Here is an 18,697-nt window from a genome sequence, read left to right as displayed (position 1 = left end):
TACTCACCCGTCCGCCGCTCGCCACCTCAGGAGTAAACTCCCTTGTGCTGCCGCTCGACTTGCATGTGTTAGGCCTGCCGCCAGCGTTCAATCTGAGCCATGATCAAACTCTTCAATTAAAAGTTTTTTTGTTTCCGAAGAAACGACTCAATGAATTCTGAATCGACTTAAGTTAATAAGTCGTTGTACATATTGCTATGAACACTCATTCATTGATGTAAATTTTGATTACTCGCCAAACGGCAGAGTAATTTCGATTAACTCAATAGCTGTGAGTGTCCACACAGATTTCTTGTTTAGATTGTTAAAGAGCATTTGACCTTCAGCTTTCGCGTTACCGCTCAGCGGGTCAGGGCTGCGTATTCTACGCATTTCCCTTGTCGCGTCAAGGCGTTTTTGCAAACTTCTTGAGGCTATCGAATCAACTGCACAATTTGCATTCGATTCTGACTGATACCGCGCTTGCTTTCGCTGTCTGCCGTGTCAGTGGATGCGCATTATAGGCAGCAGAACTTTTTGTGCAAGGGCTTTTTTAACAAATCACGTCAAGTGAGCAAATAACCAGCAAAACTGCAAATATCGGATAAATATGCTGCAATCTTTGTCACTCGGGTTGATAAGTTTGGCATATGCGGCATCGATGTGCAGGGAATTATATAGATCGAATAGCCTTAAGAATGGGCGCTTTAAAACTTTTGTATATATAGATGTATAGGTGTCAAATGAGGAAAACGGTTCAAGAATAACGACTCTTGAACCGTAGAACAGACTCATTGAATAAAGCTTGCGAGTGTTGGAACTGTCGGACTAAGGATTATCCGTAGAATTTGTCGAACTCTTGGTATCCTCTCCCGTGCCTTGTTCCTTTTCATGATCGCCATCGCCCACAATGTGCGCCACTTTTAGTTTTCTCACGGTGCGAATGGTGATCACAGGCCCAGAAATGGCGTAGAGGTAAAAACCGATACAGAGAATTAATGCTGGTTGCACCGACACCACCACAAACACGCCAACCACAAATAAAATCGCAATGAAATTCACTTTGCCGCGCCAGTCAATTTCCTTAAATGAGTGATAACGGAAATTACTCACCATTAATAATCCCGTGGTGGCCGTAATCAATCCGGCAATCCAACTGATATTCTTACCATCGAGGTTGTACTGATTGCCAAGCCAAATGCTACCGGCAATAACTGCCGCAGCAGCGGGACTCGCTAAGCCTTGAAAATAACGTTTATCAGCAACGCCGACCTGAGTATTAAAACGTGCCAACCTTAATGCGGCGCCCGCACAATAGATAAATGCTGCGAGCCAACCAACTTTGCCTAAATCCGCAAGCGCCCAATTGTAGGCGAGTAAGGCAGGCGCCATACCAAAAGACACCATATCCGACATGCTGTCATATTCGGCACCAAAGTCACTTTGCGTATTCGTTAACCTTGCCACTCTGCCGTCTAAGCCATCGCAAATCATGGCCACAAAAATCGCAATCGCCGCCGCTTCAAAGTTAGCATTCATAGAGGCAATCACAGCATAGAAACCAGAAAACAAGCCTGCGGTGGTGAATAAATTCGGCAGTAAATAGATACCTTTATTCTTTACTGTTTGATTTGAGGAATTTTGCATACACTTATAAAGCTATGAGCTGAAATGGAAGTAGGCTTCAAGATAGCATATTTTACTATCATGTCGATGGTGACCCTTAGGGATGATTTTTATGTTAAGAAAAGCCAAGGTTAGCGCAATGTTTCTGCGGATTGCATGCTTAATGCTGCTCACTCAGCCCGTATTCGCCGGGGTGATTTACACTTGGGTCGATGAGAATGGTGTCACCCATTACAGTCAGCAGCCACCGGAGCAGGAACAACCCAAAACGCAGCAACTTTATAGCGAAGATATCGAGCCTGGTAAAATTGGCTATATCGCTCCCGCTAAAAAAGATGCGCCCCCTGAAATGTCCGAGTCCGAAAAGTCAGCAGCGTTAATTAAAGAGAAAGACGCTAAGCAAGCCGAAACGATTTGTGAAAACGCTAAACATAATTTAGATGTGTTAACGACTCATACCAAGCTCACCCGCCAAGAAGAAGGTAATAAAGAGCCGGTCGCAATGACTGAAGAAGAGCGCCAAGCGGCAATTAGCGAGAATCAGCAGCGGATAAAACTGTTTTGCGATAAGAAATAATGCTCTGCGTTTGTTGTAGCTGCATGCAAACCTTGATAGTCACGCCACACTATCGCGTGCTGCTCTTTTAGGGTTACAGCACATTTATCTGTAGCGTGTAGATATAAAAAACCGAAGTCTAAGACTTCGGTTTTTTTATTTAGGTTAAGCTGCATTTAGCACGGTAAGCATCCGCGTAAATTATTGCTCGAATACCAACTCACCACCGGCGCAACTGACCTTAATCGGTTTACCGGGCAGCAAATCGCCACGCAATAATTTTTGCGCTAATGGGTTTTCCATCTCTTGCTGTAAGGCACGTTTCAGCGGTCTTGCGCCATAGACTGGGTCGAAACCAATTTCGGCGATTAACGATAATGCCTCGTCGGTGATCTCCAGCGTATAGTCTTTCTCTGCCAAACGCTTACGCAATGAAGCAATTTGGATAGATGCAATATGCTTGATATTTTCCGCATCCAAGGGATGGAATACCACAGACTCGTCGATCCGGTTTAAAAACTCGGGTCTAAAGCTATGGGTCACCACATTCATCACCGCGCTCTTCATTTCGCTATAACTTAGGTGACCGAATCCTTCTTGGATAATGTCAGAGCCTAAGTTTGAGGTCATGATGATCACCGTATTTCTAAAGTCAACGGTACGACCTTGACCATCAGTTAAGCGGCCATCATCCAGCACCTGCAGCAAAATGTTGAACACGTCTGGGTGAGCCTTTTCCACCTCATCGAGCAATATCACTGAATAAGGCTTACGACGCACCGCTTCGGTTAAGTAACCGCCCTCTTCATAGCCGACATAGCCTGGAGGCGCCCCCACTAAACGGGAAACCGCATGTTTCTCCATAAATTCAGACATGTCGATGCGCACTAAGGCCGATTCCGTATCGAAGAGGAACTTAGCCAACGACTTACATAACTCAGTTTTACCCACACCGGTTGGTCCTAAGAACAGGAACGAACCAATAGGACGATTCGGATCGGCCAGCCCTGCGCGGCTACGGCGAATCGCATTGGCCACCGCATCCACGGCTTCGTTTTGGCCAATCACCCGCTCATGCAGTGCCACTTCCATTTGCAGCAGTTTTTCACGCTCGCCTTCAAGCATCTTAGAAACCGGAATGCCCGTCGCCTTTGAGAGCACTTCGGCAATTTCTAAGTCAGTAACTTTATTGCGTAGCAGCGTCATATCCTGCATTTCGGCTTGCGAAGCTAAGTCCAGTTGCTTTTCAAGCTCTGGAATACGGCCATATTGCAGCTCGGACATACGGGTCAAGTCGCCCGCGCGGCGCGCCACTTCTAAATCCATCCGCGCCTGCTCAAGGTCGGCTTTAATATGCTGAGTCCCTGCAAGCGCCGCTTTTTCGGTGCGCCAGATTTCATTAAGCTCCGACGCCTTAGCCTCAACATCATGCAACTCGACACGTAAATGTTCGAGTCGACGGCGGCTCGCCTCATCGTTTTCTTTGGCTAATGCCTGCTCTTCCAGTTTCAATTGGATAGCACGGCGCTCCAATCTGTCGAGGGATTCAGGCTTAGAATCCATCTGCATACGGATGCTCGATGCCGCCTCGTCAATCAAGTCGATGGCTTTGTCGGGTAATTTACGGTCCGACACATAACGGTGCGACATGGTGGCCGCTGCCACAATCGCCGGATCGGTAATTTCCACATGGTGATGCAGCTCGTAACGCTCTTTGAGACCACGCAAAATCGCGATGGTATCTTCAACGCTAGGCTCATCCACTAATACTTTTTGGAAGCGGCGCTCAAGGGCGGCATCCTTTTCAATATATTGACGATATTCGTCGAGAGTGGTCGCACCCACACAGTGAAGATCGCCACGGGCCAACGCAGGCTTTAACATATTGCCCGCATCCATGGCGCCATCACCTTTCCCCGCGCCCACCATAGTGTGCAGCTCGTCGATAAAGAGGATCACTTGGCCTTCTTCCTGCGCCAGCTCGTTAAGCACGGCTTTTAAACGCTCTTCAAACTCACCACGATATTTAGCACCCGCAATCAGTGCGCCCATGTCTAAGGATAAAACGCGTTTATTTTTAATCCCTTCAGGCACTTCACCGTTCACAATTCGCTGCGCGAGGCCTTCAACAATCGCGGTTTTACCCACGCCAGGCTCACCAATCAGCACTGGGTTGTTTTTACTACGACGTTGCAGCACTTGAATGGTGCGGCGGATTTCATCGTCGCGACCAATCACAGGGTCAAGTTTGCCTTGTTCGGCACGCTCAGTGAGATCGACGGTAAACTTTTTCAGCGCTTGGCGTTGATCTTCCGCGTTAGGATCATCCACATTCTGACCGCCGCGCACTTGCTCAATGGTTTGCTCGAGCAGCTCTTTGGTGGCGCCGGATTTCTTTAAGCATTGCGCCAAGGCATCGCTGCCTTCGAGTGCCGCTAAAACAAATAACTCACTGGAGATATATTTGTCTTTGCGCTTTTGCGCCAACTTGTCGCACAGGTTTAATAAGCGAATTAAACCTTGGGATAATTGTACATCGCCGCCCGTGCCTTCGACCTGCGGTAGACGTTCAAGCTCTTGGCTCAACAGCGAGCGCAGCGCACTCACCCGAATGCCAGCTTGGGTTAATAAAGGATGGATAGAACCAGAATCCTGGTTCAGCAGCGCCATCATCAAATGTAACGGTTCGATAAACTGATGATCACGCCCGAGCGCGAGCGACTGGGCATCTGAGATGGCAAGCTGAAATTTATTGGTCATACGATCGAGTCGCATACAGCCTCCTAAAACTCACAAATTAGGTATAACATTTTGTTAGTTAAAAGATGGGGGCTATTTAACCGATTTCAAGCAAGACGGCGGGAAATTAATACAAATTGTAGGGGAATAAACCTAAGACTTAAGCCAGATCAATGAAGCCATGCGGCCAGTGATTTTATCGCGGCGATAAGAGAAATAATCAGGGTTAGAGACAGTGCAGATATCGGCACTGTAGACCTGCGTAATACCCAGTTTCTTTAAGCGCAATTTGGCTAATCCGATAATATCGGCAAGGTATTTGTCAGGCTTAGTTGCCTGACATTGAGCGACAAAGCAGTTTGCAGCGTTTGGATCTGTTGCCATAAAAGCAGCACGCACCTCGGCGCCAACCTCAAAGGTCTCTGGCCCAATGGCAGGCCCTAGATAGGCAATCAGCTCGCTTGGCTTAGAGGCAAACTTAGCCACACTCGCCTCAATCACTCCATCACAGAGTCCACGCCAGCCGGCATGGGCAGCGGCGACTTCTGTACCTTGTTGGTTACATAAAAGTACTGGCAAACAATCGGCGGTCATCACCACACACACACGTCCTGCGAGGTCGGTATAGCTGGCATCGGCCACCAAAGGTGGCGTATCTTGCGCGGCCACACTCTTAGATTGAGCTTCTTGGGTAAGATTGATTGGGGCGATATCCGCCAAATCAACCACCTGAGTGCCATGGACTTGCTCCAACCACACAGGATCAGTCGCAAGCCCCAACTGTTTCGCCAACATGCCACGATTAGCCAATACCTGCTGCGGCGCATCCCCCACATGTAGCCCTAAGTTCAGGCTATCGTAGGGCGCGAGACTCACACCGCCGTGGCGGTCAGTCATCGCAATTGCCACATTATCCGGTACAGGCCAATCGTGAAGCAGCATAGCTTAGTACTCGACTGGGTGTTCTAAGGTGTCTTGACGCAGCGCTTTAGTCAGAATCACCATGTCTTCAGGGATAGGCGCGGTCCAGCTCATGATTTCACAAGTCACAGGATGCGCTAACTCCAAACGCACCGCATGCAGTGCTTGGCGTTTAAAGTTTTTCAGGATCTCGAAAAACTCAGGACTTGCTGCCTTGGGTGGTTTTGGACGGCCACCATAAACAGGATCGCCCACCAACACATGGCCAATATATGCCATATGCACACGGATTTGGTGAGTACGGCCCGATTCTAAACGCAATCTTAAACGGGTGTGATTACGGAATTTTTCCGCCACACGGTAGTGAGTCACCGCGGGTTTACCCGAATGATGCACCGCCATATGGGTACGTTTTGTCGGATGACGACCAATGGGCTCATCGACTGTACCACCCGCCGTCATAGTGCCGAGGACAATCGCCTCATACTCACGGGTGATTTCACGGGCTTGCAGCGCGGCCACTAAATGGGTTTGCGCTTCAACCGTTTTGGCCACCACCATCAAACCTGTGGTGTCTTTATCCAAACGATGCACAATACCCGCACGTGGCACGTGCTCGATATTAGGGCAATGATGTAGCAGCGCGTTCATCAAAGTGCCATCGGCATTGCCAGCACCGGGGTGAACTACTAAGCCCGCTTGTTTATTGATGACTAAGATATCATCGTCTTCATAGACAATATCCAGCTCAATGGCTTGCGCGGCCGCATGCACTTCTTCTTCGAGCGTGGCATTAATTTCAATGCGCTGCAGCTCGAATACCTTTTCGCGCGGCTTATTCACCATCACGCCATCAACATAGACTGCATCAGATAGGATCCATTCCTTGATGCGCGTGCGCGAGTAATCTGGGAACAACTCAGCCAGTGCTTGATCCAATCTCAGGCCAGTTTGTGTTGCCGAAATCTCGCTTTTTAGATTAATCTCTTGTGTCATAGGAACCGTATCCCCATTTTGGGGTCAAAAAATGTGTGCTATCTGTTACAATCGAATGCTTTCTATTTTATCGTGAAATGGAAAAATTCTTAACTACAACTTATAAAGAATTGAATTCAAGTATGTATAAATTCTCCAAAGGCTTAACCTTAGTCCTATTTTCGCTAGCGTTATCAGCCTGTAGCAGCAGTCCTGAAGATAACGATATTGCCGCCAAAACCTCACCTGATGTGCTCTATTCTCAGGCAAGAACCTCCATGGAACTTGGCAATTACTCTAAAGCCGTCCGTTCATTGGAAGCGTTAGACTCACGCTTTCCCTTCGGACCACATAAAACTCAGGTTCAGTTAGATCTGATTTATGCCTATTACAAAATGGACGATGTTGCCTCTGGCATTGCCAACATTGACAGATTCATCCGTTTAAACCCAACCCATCCCAATATCGACTATGTCTACTATATGCGTGGACTCGTCAATATGCAGGCGGATAGCTATCTGTTCCACGATATGTTGAATATCGATAGAACCGACCGCGATCCTAAAAATGCCCAAGATGCCTTTAAGGATTTTGATCGTTTAATCAAAACCTATCCCAACAGCAAATATGCTGCTGATGCGCAAAAACGCATGTTGTCGCTGAAAAACCGTTTAGCAAAATATTCCATTCAAGTTGCTGAGTATTATATCAAAATGAACGCTTGGAGTGCTGCGGCCGTTCGTGCTCAATCTGTGTTGGAAACATATCCCGGCACTCCTTCAACGGAACGTGCACTGGAGATTATGGCAGAAGCTTATGGCGAGTTAGGTCAGAACCAACTGAAGCAAAACGTGCTCATGGTAATGCAAGCTAACTTCCCAAACAACGAAATCTTATCGAACTAAGCGTAAATGCCCCTTTATAAGGGGCATTTTTTTATCCTTTGTTCGGCGTTTCACGCCCCCTCCCTTTTAGGTTCCACAGCGCGCTAAGTTCCTTTTCAGCTGGGTAAGAGCCAATAAATACGCTATTCGAGTAAAACTTATCCAACCGCACCACTTTTTACATTATTTCGTAAAAATCAGTTGACTCAAAAGCCGAAAAGCCTTTAAATTGCGCCCGTCGCCCGAATAGCTCAGTCGGTAGAGCAGAGGATTGAAAATCCTCGTGTCCCTGGTTCGATTCCGGGTTCGGGCACCATCTTTAAATTGGTTGCCTTAGCGACCAGTGTTAAAGAATCGCAATAAAGTACAGTGCAGGTGTGGTGGAATTGGTAGACACGCTAGCTTCAGGTGCTAGTGCCCTTGCGGGCGTGGAGGTTCAAGTCCTCTCACCTGTACCAAATTGCGATTCAAATTAAAATTCGACACAATGTCGGATACTAATGCAGATGTGGTGGAATTGGTAGACACGCTAGCTTCAGGTGCTAGTGCCCTTGCGGGCGTGGAGGTTCAAGTCCTCTCATCTGTACCAACATTTAAACCTCGCTTAGCGAGGTTTTTTTGTATCTGCGATTAAATTTCCTTAAGTAACTTATCACCTTCCTTAAATTTGCTATAACTATTCATACAGACTCATCATAGGGACAGCTCGAGCTCTGCCTAAAGGACTCCCTTGTTTCACCGAGGAAATCCATATGAATGGTCTACAAATAAAACAAAAGATGTTTATTGGCATTCTCGTGCCACTTGTGATGCTGCTCACTATCGGTTTTATCGCTATCAATATGATGGGAAAAATCGAATATGGCGTCGAACGTATCTATAACGACCGCGTCGTCCCCCTTGATGATCTTAAAGTTATCGCCGACAAATATGCCGTGGATGTAATTGATGCGGCAAACAAGGCCAATGCGGGCGGGTTTAGTGCTTCTCAAGCCATTGATGCCCTTAGCAGTGCCAAATCTACCGTCAATCAACGCTGGCAAAAGTATCTCGCCACAGAGCTGACCAAGGAAGAGTCCCAACTCGCCCAGCAAGCCGAACGCTTATTTATTCCAGCCAACGATCAGATAGAGCAATTAATCACTTACCTCAGGGGCTTTAATGGGGATGTTGTCCATCAACTGAATGACAAAATATTGCCATTATATAACGCCATCGACCCTATCAGCGGTAAAGTTTCCGAACTGATTGACCTGCAAATTAAGATTGCAGGGCAAGAAAAAGATAACGTAAACAGCATCTATCATTCATCCATTTCGATTTTTATTATCCTCGCGGGTATCGCCATGCTGATCAGCATAGTGATTGGACTCTGGGTCAATCGTAGTGTGATGAATCCTATTCGCGACATAGTGCAAAACCTGAAGATCATTCGGCAAGATTCCGATCTCACCGTCAAATTTAAAACCTTCAACGATGATGAACTCGGACAGATCTCCACTAGCCTGACTCAGGTTATTGAACATTTACGAGGAATTTTGCACTCCATCGCTGAGGCGGCAAATACTGTGAACAGCTCGGCCACCGAGCTTGGTAGTTTTACCCAAGAAACCAACAAACGAATGCAGCAGCAACAGGCTGAAACTGAACAAACCGCCACCGCCATGAATGAGATGACGGCCACGGTCGCCGAGGTGGCTCAAAGCGCCGCAGCAGCAGCGGATTCAGCTAAGGATGCCGATAATTACGCCGCCAATGGTAATCACATTGTGATGCAGTCCATTACCAGCATGTCGCAACTTTCTGAGCAAATTCAAAAAACGGCGCAAGTGATTGGCTTTTTATCCAATGAAAGTCAAAACATCGGTCGAGTATTGGATGTGATCAAAAGTATTGCCGAACAAACCAATCTACTGGCATTAAATGCGGCGATTGAAGCGGCCCGCGCCGGAGAACAAGGTCGAGGCTTTGCGGTCGTAGCCGACGAAGTCCGGACATTGGCACAGCGCACCCAAAAATCGACCCAAGAGATTGAAGCGATGATCGCCACTCTGCAACAAGGGGTTAAAGAAGCGGTGAATGCAATGGAAGTAGGGATTAATCAAGTTGATGATGCCAACGACAAGGCGAATCAGGCTGGCCAAGCGCTGAAAGAGATTGTCGCATCCGTCGACAATATTACTGAACTGAATACCCATATCGCCACGGCTGCCGAGGAGCAAAGTAGTGTGGCCGAGAGCATCAACCGTAGCATTATTGCCATTAGCGATATTGCCGAACACTCCACCAATTCGGCCTTAGAGCTGAGTGAGTCGGTGATCAACTTAACCAAGCTTGCCAACAGTATGCGTAATCAGGTGAGTGCATTCAGACTCTAGTTCATATCGCTGGCACAGGCCTGCTGTGCCAGCCCTATTCCTTCGTGCTGTTACCACTCTCAGTCTACTATTCATCCAATACCTAACAGCTTTAGCTGTAATTATTATTGATCTAAATCAAATGAATCTTTAAACTCAAATAACATTCATAAATAAAGCATGTTAAGGATTCACTATGTTGGATAGCCGTACCATCCAAATCATCAAGAGCACGATTCCCCTTCTCGAGTCAGCAGGTCCTGCACTCACCCAGCATTTTTACCAACGGATGTTTGCCCATAATCCTGAGTTAAAAGACGTATTTAACTTGGCTCATCAGCATTCTGGCGGTCAACCTGTAGCCTTATTTAATGCAGTTGCAGCCTATGCTAAGAACATCGATAACCTAGGTGCATTAGGTACGGCCGTCGAGCGCATTGCCCAAAAGCACACAGGATTTTTAATTCAGCCGGAACAATATGCCATCGTCGGCGGTCATCTACTGGCCACGCTAAAAGAGTTGGGGGGAGAGGCGGTTACCGAAGAAGTGCTCACCGCATGGGGCGATGCTTATCAGTTTTTAGCCAATATTTTTATCCAGCGTGAAGCGCAGATCTACCAAGAAAGCGCAGAGCAAGATGGCGGTTGGTCTGGTGAACGTGAGTTTGTTATTCGTGAGAAAACAGCCGAGTCGGCCGTGATTACCTCGTTCGTATTAGCGCCAGTCGATGGGCAAGCGGTAAAAGATTTTATCCCAGGACAATACCTCAGCATTAAGCTGCAACATCCTAAGCTCGATTTCGATGAGATTCGCCAGTATTCGCTGTCCGACGCACCTAACGGGAAAAGCTACCGCATTAGTGTAAAACGTGAGCCTAATGGCCAAGTGTCGAACCTGCTTCACGATGAGTTAAAGGTGGGCGATATCCTTGCTGTTATGCCACCAGCAGGAGACTTCACCCTAACGGCTCAGCCAGAGACACCTGTAGTGTTAATTTCGGCGGGTGTTGGACAAACGCCAATGAAGAGCATGTTGAATCAGCTACTAAAACTAAAACACCCAAGCACAGTGACTTGGTTGCACGCTTGCGAACATAGTGACGTGCATGGGTTTAAAGCAGCGATTAACACTAAACTCGCTCAACACGCTAATCTTGTCAGCCATGTGTGGTACCGCGAGCCGAAAGTAACTGACATCTTAGGCCAAGATTATGATTTTAAAGGAATGATGAACTTAACCTCCGTCGCCGATATAATCGTGGCCAACGCACATTACTATTTCTGTGGCCCCATTGGCTTTATGGCTTCGATCAAGCTGCAATTACTCGCCCTGGGTGTACCTAGCGCGCAAATGCACTATGAAGTCTTTGGCCCCCATGCCGAACTCTAAGGCTGCAACTTCGTTATCCATCATCGATAGATAACGAAAGTATGAAGCCATCTTCCCGCAAGGTAAGGTGGCTTAATACTTATTCCATAAGCACAGAGTTAAGCTGACGTCCCTGCAAGATAAACTGAAGCCACCTCCTCTGCTGTCAACATACGATTCTCGCCCGGCTTTAAGGCTTCATCCAAGGTAATCTCACCGATAGAAAGGCGATGCAATCCCACTACTGGATTGCGGAAGCGACCAAACATCCGTTTGATTTGATGATACTTTCCTTCCCTTAAGGTCACCTCTGCAACATGGGGGTCGAGGATAACAAGCTTTGCCGGCTGCGTGGTAATATCTTCAAAGCCAAAATACATGCCCTGCGCGAATGCCGAGATATAGTCTTCGCTCAAAGGATTTGCCAGAGTCACCCGATACACTTTATCCACTTTTTGCTCTGGCGACATGAGTGCCTCGGACCAACGGCTATTATTGGTCAGCAGCAATAAACCCGAAGAGTTTAAATCTAACCGCCCTGCAATATGCAGCTCATGGCGAGCATCACAGTCGAGTAAATCAATCACTGTTCGATGCTCTGTGTCTTTGGTGGCACTCACTACGCCAACGGGTTTATGTAGCATCAGATACACAGGCTTATTGGCCTGTAAGACTTGCCCATCAAACACTATATGGGAAAATTCATCCACCAGCAGATCGAGCGCTTTTGCAGGCGCGCCATCCACATACACTCGCTCCGCCAGCAAGAGTTCTCGCACGGCTTTACGGTGAATTTGCAGCTTAACGGCAAGATATCTGTCGAGACGACCACGTTTTGATTGCATAACCCCACCCAGCGCTAAGATAAAGGCGCAATGCGATAGGCGCAGCGACGGGCGCCGTCGATGATATGCTCTTCACGGCTTACAGTGGCGATATCGGCAAATAATTGCTGGAACTGTTGCAGTTCGGAGCGGCAAAAGTTTTGGCACTTAGTCGCAGCACTGCAAATTGGGCAGTGATTCTCAAGCAGCCAGAAAACCCCATCCGCTTGTTCCTGCGTCGCCATATAGCCCTCGAGGGTACGCAGCTCCACCAGTTTAGTTAGGCGACTGGCAATATCCGTCATGCCGAGCATCGCGCTGCGATACTGCTGCAAGGCCGTTTGTTCCCTATGCTCGATCAGTTTATCTAGGCCTTGATCGCCAAATATCATTTTAACAGAATCAATCAATTGCAAACTAAGCTCACTGTGGCGATCGGCAAAGTGAGTCCGACTCTGCTCGGTTAATCCCCAATATCGAGTTGGGCGTCCACGGCCCTCGACTCTATCTTCAATATCAACATCACCCGCATCCTCTAAGGCCTGCAAATGCTGCCGGACGCCCATGGTCGTCAGGGCGAGTTCTTCTGCTAGGGTCTTTGCCGTTAAAGGACCGTGCAACTTGAGTAATTGAATAATCTTATCAGTGGTTTTCATATGCGCTCTCCGCTCTTCACCTCGGATTATCCCTCAATCGCCCACCTTTTAACAGAATAAATAAAGTTTTTTATTTATTTTATCCTTTACAAGATTAAATAAAGTAATTACCTTATAAATGATTTATAAACAAATAGGTTTACATAATGAACTTACTCATCATCAGCACCAGTCAAAGAGCCAACTCGCAAAGCGCTAAAGTCGCGAAATACATAGCCGAAACCAGTTTTTTATCGCCCCATAGTGTCGGTTACGACGCTATCCATCATTTAGAACTTTGCCAGTTCAATCTGCCATTTTGGGACGGTGAAGAGGACAACAAGGGCGAACATTGGCCTGAGATTGAGCAAAGAGTCGATGCCGCGGATGCCCTCGTTTTAATTACGCCCGAATGGGGTGGAATGGCATCGCCACTGCTTAAAAACTTCCTATTGATGTGTAGCCGTCAAGAAACCGCCCATAAGCCAGTGTTGCTGATTTCAGTTTGCAGCGGCATTAGCGGCGCCTACCCTATTGTGGAAGTCAAAATGAATGCACTCAAAAACAATAAACTGGTGCCGATCCCCGACCATTTGATCATCCGTAATGTCGAGAATGTACTCAACGATACACCCCAAGGCACACGGGATATCAACCTCAGGGAAAGAGTGCAATATAGCCTGTTTATGTTGCATCAATACGCCCAAGCCTTAGCGCCGATACGCCAACGCCATATTCATCAACCCTACCCCAAGCAGCAGGAATACTGCTACGGTATGTAAGCAGCTTGGATGTGAATCACACTGATTAAAATCATTACAAGGAACGCATTATGATCCACTTAGAACACATCAACCTAGTCGTCGACGACATCCCCAAAGCACTCACTTTTTATCAGGCAGCCTTCCCACATTGGCGTGTCCGTGGCGGAGATAAAGGGACTTGGTACGGCAAGCCGCGCAATTGGATCCACTTTGGCGATGATTATCAATACATTGCCTTTAGTGATAACGGTGAGGGCGAAAACCGCGACTTAATGGGCCATCAAATTGGCTTAGCCCATTTTGCCTTTGTGGTGAGTGATCTAGATGCAGTGATAGCAAGGCTGACCCAAGCTGGTTTTCCGATAGCTAAAGATGGTATGGAAGACCCCTTCCGCCGCAATATCTACTTCTTCGATGCCCATGGCTTTGAGGTCGAGTTTGTCGAATATCTCAGCGATCTGCCCAATGAACGCAATCGCTATTAAGCCGTAAGGTTAATTGGCGGCGGGATACATAAAACCAGTATTCCGCGCCAGTTATTCCCATCTACGCCAGCCTAAAAATCGTTACTTTGGCAAGCTAAACCGCTAAACTAGCGCGTAATCAGGCTTTCCAATATTAGATAACTCGATGACAACACCTTATTGTTATTCCACTACTTATATCTTAGATAAAGCGCATTTTGACGAGTGTTACACCCAGTCAGTCAAACCCGATCCCACGCTCAAGCCTTACTATAAAGCCATGGGGTTTGGACTCATTGGTATTGCACTGATTTTTGCGGATGTCAGCCTCTATCTAGCCTATTTCTTTGTCGGGCTTGGAGTCATTGAAGCCTTGAATGTGAAATACAACAAAGCCTGGTGGTTGATGCGGCAGATGATGAGTAAGGCCGCCAATAATGAAGTCACGCTGGTTGTCGACGATCAAGGCATTAGCACCCAATCACAATACGTTAAGAGCCAGATCCTCTGGACGGATATTTACCGGATGGTGCCAACGGAAAAAGGTTTTCTGATCACCCATAAAACTGGTACTAGTTATATTTCGAATCGCAGTTTAGATGAGACCTGTAGCGCATTTATTAAGGCAAAAATCTAACCTAAACGGTAGTTGCTTCCAAAAACAAAAAGGCTGAATCATTCAGCCTTTTTGTTAAACACTAAGAATGACGCTTAAGCCTTTGCTTTTAACTCGCCAATCGGCAAAATCGTGCGGCCATATTCATTGTTAAGCACTTGCGCCATGGCGAAGTAAATCGCACTCGCACCACAGATAATCCCTTCAAAACCCGCGATAGTGCCAATCAAGGCGCTGCCAGTGAAATCTCTTGCCGCCAACAGGAAGAACAAAATAGTGAGCGAGGCAAACACAAACTGTTTCGCTCTTGGGTAGCGTAGCGAGCCTACAAACATAAAGGCGGTAAAGCTCCCCCACAGGGTTAAATACCATCCCATAAAGTGGGTTGGGCTCGCCGCAATCCCGGCATTAGGCATTAAAATCAGCCCGACTAAAGTTAGCCAGAATAAACCGTAGGAGGTAAATGCGGTTGTCCCAAAGGTATCACCCCGCATAAAACACATAATGCCGACGATGATTTGGCCTAGTCCGCCATAGAAAATACCCATCGCTAAAATCATTGCATCAATCGGAAAATAACCCGCATTGTGAATGTTCAGCAGGATAGTCGTCATACCAAAGCCCATTAAACCTAATGGAGCAGGATTCGCCAGTTTTGTCGACACAGAAAGTCCCCAAAAATAAATAAGTTAATCTCAGTACCTAGCCAAATTCTAGGTACTTATTGTTTTATAAAAAGCGGCGAATTTTAGATAACTACCAAAGGGATCACAATCAAAATATCAATACCGAACAAAAACAATAATTAACCATTAAAAATCATATAGATAAAAACAATTAAATCAAATTAAACCTAAAGTTTAAAAATTAATCCAATAAGATTCAAACAACTACAAAACATCGACACAAAGAGTGCGCCACATCTGATTTATCGGTTAATTTTGCTCGACTTCAAACTTCCCATTTCCCCACCTAAAAATAACGTTAGCCCGCGTAGAGGGAAAGCCTCAAAAACATTAACTTCATCCCATAACGCTATCAAAGATGAGATAAGTCTAGTTTTAGACAAATTCATAACATTTAGACGCGTGTAGCAAGGAAACTTAAGCCGTTTTAGAGAGTCTTAATGGAAGCAGCCAAAGCTTGGCGCAAGAGTGGACGCGATTGAGTGGCGACCGATTGAGTGGCATTGTGCGGCGAATTCATCTTTGTAAAACAGGTCTCAAGCGTCGATAAAATTGCCCATAAAATAAGCGACTTTTGCTGGCAAAAATGGCTCACCAAATTAGCGAAAAATTATTTATATCTAAAAAATAATAGCAGTGATAGATTGCTATCTGTTGACGCAGCGGCATGATGGGAAACCAGTTAGGCTGTTGTTAACTATCAATAACTAAAGGAAATAAAATGAAAACCTTATCAGCTGTTATCACACTGTCGGCACTTATGAGTTTCGCAACCTTTGCCGACGAATCGACTCTTCCACCCGCCCCTGCAAATGATATCGCTCAACTGACAGAAGTGTGCCAACAAATGGCCTCTGAAGATCAGGTCGAAAATGCCGAGCTTAAGCAATACGTGCTCGACTGCGTGAATGATCAGCTCACTGAAATGGGTTATCAAACCGTCAAAGAACTTAACTGATCGTTTTTACTTCCTTTAGCCTATAAGCTCTTTCGGGTTTTAGCGCCTTGTCCTGATGCCATTCACATTCTGAATGGCATTTTTATTGGCAATAAGCAAGTCGCCAACAATCACCACAACAAAAGCCAACAGATAAGACACAAAAATCCAACCGCGAAAAAAGTGTTAAACGACGGCCTCTGAGGCTTTTATTTTGTCTTTCAATTGATTGCGTAATCTACATATCAGCTATTTATATGATATCTGTATCATTTTGCATCCCTTCAGGTGAAAGCACTGTGGATTTAAGCATAAAATGCTAATCTGTTGACCATTACCGACCGACATTACACCCGAACGCAAAATCATGTATCGAAGACTGTTTATCTTACTCGCCGCACTTAGCCTACCTTCAATAGGAATGGCGAAAGAGCCGTGCGTCACTAAAGATGAATGCATTGAAATGCGTAACTGGGATTTAGGCGTGGCGGTCGGCTGGGGACAAAAGACCAATCCATTGCGGGATTTTGATGATATTCCGGTCTTTTTTATTCCGACCGTAGCTTACTATGGTGAACATTGGTTTTTTGATAATGGCAACTTAGGCTATAGCCTGCTCGAGAAGCCTTATTTCAGCTTAAATTTAGTCACTAGCTACAGCATGGATAGAGCGTATTTTTATCGCTGGGATCCCTCGAATATCTTTTTGAAGCGCAGTTCACAGGAAGAAGCCAAGATGCTCGCCACCAATACGGCCCTCAGCACTGAGCCTGATCCCGTATTCAACTCCTTAGAATCGCGAAACTTTACCATGCTGGGCGGTGCAGAAGCCTTTATTTATAGCCCGTTAGGTGTAGTTAGATTAGCCTACACCCATGATATGTTTAACGTACATCAAGGCGCTGAAGCGCAAATAAAATGGACCTATGGTTGGCATTTAACCCGCTGGGTCGTGGATATGTCGCTCGTATTTGATTGGAAAAGTACCAATGTCGTCGACTATTACTATGGTGTACGCCCGAGTGAAAACGCTTATTGGAGCCAACATTACCATGCAGACGCTGGTTGGAATAAAGGAATAGAAATGACAGCCCGTTATATCTTAACTGATAACTGGGATCTGCTGTTTGCGTTCCGCTACACACAACTTGCAGACGAAATTGCCGCCAGCCCCTTGCTCGATCAAGACTATAGCAGCACATATTTTATTGGCGCAGCGTATAGGTTCTGACACTAGTGACTCCCCTTCATATCAGGATGCTGTGCTGGTTAGGCCTAAGCGTGAGCTTGATGGGGCCAAGCCATGTACTTGCCGCATCGGATGAAGAGTCAAAGTTAAAACTGACCCCGGAAATTTGTATCACAGGAGATGAAAGCCAAGCCTGTGAGATCCGTGTCGAGTTACAGTGGCAACTCGCCCACGACGAGCTAGTCTGTATCTTGTCCGATAATAACGCCTATCCCAAATGGTGTAGCGAATCGTTAGAGCAACACGAAATCACTTTGAATATTAGTACATTAAACGATATTCAATTTGTCTTAGTGAGTAAGGACACCAATCAAACACTGGCTGGAGCCAAATTAAAAATCACGTCAACCTCGCAGCCTCAGGTGCGCAGACGTTACCGTAACCCTTGGAGTTTATTTTAATGACGAATCCACAATCACCCCACAGAGTGTTATTGGTTGAAGACGATGTCCGTCTTGCGAATTTAATCGTAGATTATTTGAAATCCCACGGCATGCACGTAGAAGTCGAGCGCCGTGGTGACACAGTCCTAACCCGCTTAATCAACTACAAGCCCGATATCATACTGTTAGACATTATGTTGCCAGGTATCGATGGCCTAAGCCTGTGTGAAAAGCTGCCCGATTACTTTGCCGGCCCCATCCTACTGATGAGCGCTCTGGGCTCTAGCGAAGATCAAATCAAAGGTTTAGAACTCGGCGCCGACGACTACGTGGTGAAACCCGTCGACCCTGCATTACTGGTTGCCCGTATCAACAACCTATTACGTCGCCAAAACCAACCGCCTCAGGCTGAATCCCACTGCCTGACCTTTGGTAAGCTGAGCATCGATCCCCACACCCATGCTATACGCCTCGACAACAAAGAAGTCGACCTCACCAGCCATGAGTTTGAACTCCTGTGGTTGCTGGCCTCACAGGCGGGACAAGTGCTGAGCCGTCAATACATCTATCAATTACTGCTTAACATTGATTTTGATGGTAAAGATAGAAAGATAGACGTGCGCATTTCAAGACTGCGTAAAAAGCTCAACGACAATATTGAAACCCCCTTCAGAATTAAAACCGTCTGGGGACAGGGTTATCTCTTCGCCCCCGAGGCTTGGAACAACTAAGA

The 18,697-nt window shown here is 46.5% G+C and carries 18 protein-coding genes, 3 tRNA genes and 1 rRNA gene; 14 read left to right on the top strand and 8 right to left on the bottom strand.

Annotated features, from left to right (window positions below; genetic code table 11):
• Positions 1–119: ribosomal RNA gene (locus tag CBX96_RS20225) — 16S ribosomal RNA — on the bottom strand; the annotation flags it as partial.
• 688 nt (positions 120–807) lie between these two features.
• Positions 808–1,626, bottom strand: a complete 819-nt coding sequence (gene pssA / locus CBX96_RS20220; protein WP_109287876.1) for a CDP-diacylglycerol--serine O-phosphatidyltransferase — start codon at positions 1,624–1,626, stop codon at positions 808–810.
• A gap of 91 nt (positions 1,627–1,717) precedes the next feature.
• Here pssA and CBX96_RS20215 point away from each other — a divergent pair, with 91 nt between their 5' ends.
• Entirely contained in the window at positions 1,718–2,182 is a 465-nt protein-coding gene (locus CBX96_RS20215; RefSeq protein ID WP_109287875.1) for a DUF4124 domain-containing protein, read from the top strand.
• A gap of 180 nt (positions 2,183–2,362) precedes the next feature.
• Here CBX96_RS20215 and clpB read toward each other — a convergent pair whose 3' ends face one another.
• The 3 genes from clpB to rluD all read right to left on the bottom strand — a co-directional run bounded on the left by clpB (position 2,363) and on the right by rluD (position 6,817).
• Complete coding sequence (gene clpB / locus CBX96_RS20210) at positions 2,363–4,936, bottom strand: ATP-dependent chaperone ClpB (RefSeq protein ID WP_109287874.1); 2,574 nt, start codon at positions 4,934–4,936, stop codon at positions 2,363–2,365.
• A 117-nt stretch (positions 4,937–5,053) separates the two neighbouring features.
• Positions 5,054–5,842, bottom strand: coding sequence for a peptidoglycan editing factor PgeF (gene pgeF, locus CBX96_RS20205; protein WP_109287873.1), 789 nt, complete (start codon positions 5,840–5,842; stop codon positions 5,054–5,056).
• A 3-nt stretch (positions 5,843–5,845) separates the two neighbouring features.
• Positions 5,846–6,817 (bottom strand): 23S rRNA pseudouridine(1911/1915/1917) synthase RluD, encoded by a 972-nt coding sequence (rluD, locus tag CBX96_RS20200; protein ID WP_011623739.1) that lies wholly within the window; start codon positions 6,815–6,817, stop codon positions 5,846–5,848.
• A gap of 122 nt (positions 6,818–6,939) precedes the next feature.
• Between rluD and CBX96_RS20195 the strand changes: the two genes are divergently transcribed.
• The 6 genes from CBX96_RS20195 to hmpA all read left to right on the top strand — a co-directional run bounded on the left by CBX96_RS20195 (position 6,940) and on the right by hmpA (position 11,427).
• Positions 6,940–7,701 carry an outer membrane protein assembly factor BamD gene (locus CBX96_RS20195; RefSeq protein WP_039978513.1) on the top strand — a complete coding sequence of 254 codons (762 nt, stop codon included), beginning with the start codon at positions 6,940–6,942 and terminating at the stop codon, positions 7,699–7,701.
• A gap of 219 nt (positions 7,702–7,920) precedes the next feature.
• Positions 7,921–7,996 (top strand) — tRNA-Phe (locus tag CBX96_RS20190).
• A 55-nt stretch (positions 7,997–8,051) separates the two neighbouring features.
• Positions 8,052–8,138, top strand: a tRNA-Leu gene (locus CBX96_RS20185).
• A gap of 44 nt (positions 8,139–8,182) precedes the next feature.
• A tRNA-Leu gene (locus CBX96_RS20180) sits at positions 8,183–8,269 on the top strand.
• A 163-nt stretch (positions 8,270–8,432) separates the two neighbouring features.
• Complete coding sequence (locus CBX96_RS20175) at positions 8,433–10,058, top strand: methyl-accepting chemotaxis protein (RefSeq protein WP_109287872.1); 1,626 nt, start codon at positions 8,433–8,435, stop codon at positions 10,056–10,058.
• Positions 10,059–10,233: 175 nt separating this feature from the next.
• Positions 10,234–11,427 (top strand): NO-inducible flavohemoprotein, encoded by a 1,194-nt coding sequence (gene hmpA / locus CBX96_RS20170; RefSeq protein ID WP_109287871.1) that lies wholly within the window; start codon positions 10,234–10,236, stop codon positions 11,425–11,427.
• Between the two features lie 98 nt (positions 11,428–11,525).
• On the opposite strand, the gene CBX96_RS20165 is transcribed toward hmpA, so the two are convergent.
• Positions 11,526–12,251 (bottom strand): pseudouridine synthase, encoded by a 726-nt coding sequence (locus CBX96_RS20165; RefSeq protein ID WP_109287870.1) that lies wholly within the window; start codon positions 12,249–12,251, stop codon positions 11,526–11,528.
• 14 nt (positions 12,252–12,265) lie between these two features.
• Positions 12,266–12,886: a metalloregulator ArsR/SmtB family transcription factor gene (locus CBX96_RS20160; RefSeq protein ID WP_109287869.1), complete on the bottom strand. Its 621-nt coding sequence runs from the start codon at positions 12,884–12,886 to the stop codon at positions 12,266–12,268.
• Positions 12,887–13,032: 146 nt separating this feature from the next.
• Here CBX96_RS20160 and CBX96_RS20155 point away from each other — a divergent pair, with 146 nt between their 5' ends.
• The 3 genes from CBX96_RS20155 (at position 13,033) to CBX96_RS20145 (ending at position 14,730) form a co-directional block, all read left to right on the top strand.
• Positions 13,033–13,647 (top strand): NADPH-dependent FMN reductase, encoded by a 615-nt coding sequence (locus CBX96_RS20155; protein WP_109287868.1) that lies wholly within the window; start codon positions 13,033–13,035, stop codon positions 13,645–13,647.
• A gap of 50 nt (positions 13,648–13,697) precedes the next feature.
• On the top strand, positions 13,698–14,114 hold the full coding sequence (locus CBX96_RS20150) for a VOC family protein (RefSeq protein WP_109287867.1): 417 nt from the start codon (positions 13,698–13,700) through the stop codon (positions 14,112–14,114).
• Between the two features lie 145 nt (positions 14,115–14,259).
• Positions 14,260–14,730 carry a YcxB family protein gene (locus CBX96_RS20145; protein WP_109287866.1) on the top strand — a complete coding sequence of 157 codons (471 nt, stop codon included), beginning with the start codon at positions 14,260–14,262 and terminating at the stop codon, positions 14,728–14,730.
• Positions 14,731–14,804: 74 nt separating this feature from the next.
• Here the strand turns inward: CBX96_RS20145 and CBX96_RS20140 are convergent, their stop codons facing one another.
• Complete coding sequence (locus tag CBX96_RS20140; protein WP_109287865.1) at positions 14,805–15,374, bottom strand: GPR1/FUN34/YaaH family transporter; 570 nt, start codon at positions 15,372–15,374, stop codon at positions 14,805–14,807.
• Positions 15,375–16,116: 742 nt separating this feature from the next.
• Between CBX96_RS20140 and CBX96_RS20135 the strand changes: the two genes are divergently transcribed.
• From CBX96_RS20135 to CBX96_RS20120, 4 genes are all read left to right on the top strand, one after another.
• The gene (locus tag CBX96_RS20135; RefSeq protein ID WP_011718003.1) at positions 16,117–16,353 is read left to right on the top strand and encodes a hypothetical protein; all 237 of its coding nucleotides are present in this window, start codon (positions 16,117–16,119) and stop codon (positions 16,351–16,353) included.
• Positions 16,354–16,699: 346 nt separating this feature from the next.
• Positions 16,700–17,563: a MipA/OmpV family protein gene (locus CBX96_RS20130; protein WP_109287864.1), complete on the top strand. Its 864-nt coding sequence runs from the start codon at positions 16,700–16,702 to the stop codon at positions 17,561–17,563.
• Between the two features lie 26 nt (positions 17,564–17,589).
• Positions 17,590–17,982: a DUF3019 domain-containing protein gene (locus CBX96_RS20125; protein WP_164717969.1), complete on the top strand. Its 393-nt coding sequence runs from the start codon at positions 17,590–17,592 to the stop codon at positions 17,980–17,982.
• Positions 17,982–18,695: a winged helix-turn-helix domain-containing protein gene (locus tag CBX96_RS20120; RefSeq protein ID WP_011073412.1), complete on the top strand. Its 714-nt coding sequence runs from the start codon at positions 17,982–17,984 to the stop codon at positions 18,693–18,695. Before CBX96_RS20125 ends, CBX96_RS20120 begins: the two co-directional genes overlap by 1 nt.
• Positions 18,696–18,697: the final 2 nt, after the last annotated feature.

Origin of the sequence: Shewanella sp. BC20 (assembly GCF_003129585.1) — a bacterium.
GTDB classification, from domain to species: Bacteria; Pseudomonadota; Gammaproteobacteria; order Enterobacterales; family Shewanellaceae; genus Shewanella; species Shewanella seohaensis.
Note: the sequence above shows the minus strand (reverse complement) of the source record. Positions and strands in the feature narration are given on the sequence as shown.

Coding starts and splice junctions, on each gene's coding strand:
- pssA (WP_109287876.1), bottom strand. CDS start 1,626: ATGCAAAATTCCTCAAATCAAACAGTAAAGAATAAAGGTATCTATTTA.
- CBX96_RS20215 (WP_109287875.1), top strand. CDS start 1,718: ATGTTAAGAAAAGCCAAGGTTAGCGCAATGTTTCTGCGGATTGCATGC.
- clpB (WP_109287874.1), bottom strand. CDS start 4,936: ATGCGACTCGATCGTATGACCAATAAATTTCAGCTTGCCATCTCAGAT.
- pgeF (WP_109287873.1), bottom strand. CDS start 5,842: ATGCTGCTTCACGATTGGCCTGTACCGGATAATGTGGCAATTGCGATG.
- rluD (WP_011623739.1), bottom strand. CDS start 6,817: ATGACACAAGAGATTAATCTAAAAAGCGAGATTTCGGCAACACAAACT.
- CBX96_RS20195 (WP_039978513.1), top strand. CDS start 6,940: ATGTATAAATTCTCCAAAGGCTTAACCTTAGTCCTATTTTCGCTAGCG.
- CBX96_RS20175 (WP_109287872.1), top strand. CDS start 8,433: ATGAATGGTCTACAAATAAAACAAAAGATGTTTATTGGCATTCTCGTG.
- hmpA (WP_109287871.1), top strand. CDS start 10,234: ATGTTGGATAGCCGTACCATCCAAATCATCAAGAGCACGATTCCCCTT.
- CBX96_RS20165 (WP_109287870.1), bottom strand. CDS start 12,251: ATGCAATCAAAACGTGGTCGTCTCGACAGATATCTTGCCGTTAAGCTG.
- CBX96_RS20160 (WP_109287869.1), bottom strand. CDS start 12,886: ATGAAAACCACTGATAAGATTATTCAATTACTCAAGTTGCACGGTCCT.
- CBX96_RS20155 (WP_109287868.1), top strand. CDS start 13,033: ATGAACTTACTCATCATCAGCACCAGTCAAAGAGCCAACTCGCAAAGC.
- CBX96_RS20150 (WP_109287867.1), top strand. CDS start 13,698: ATGATCCACTTAGAACACATCAACCTAGTCGTCGACGACATCCCCAAA.
- CBX96_RS20145 (WP_109287866.1), top strand. CDS start 14,260: ATGACAACACCTTATTGTTATTCCACTACTTATATCTTAGATAAAGCG.
- CBX96_RS20135 (WP_011718003.1), top strand. CDS start 16,117: ATGAAAACCTTATCAGCTGTTATCACACTGTCGGCACTTATGAGTTTC.
- CBX96_RS20130 (WP_109287864.1), top strand. CDS start 16,700: ATGTATCGAAGACTGTTTATCTTACTCGCCGCACTTAGCCTACCTTCA.
- CBX96_RS20125 (WP_164717969.1), top strand. CDS start 17,590: ATGCTGTGCTGGTTAGGCCTAAGCGTGAGCTTGATGGGGCCAAGCCAT.
- CBX96_RS20120 (WP_011073412.1), top strand. CDS start 17,982: ATGACGAATCCACAATCACCCCACAGAGTGTTATTGGTTGAAGACGAT.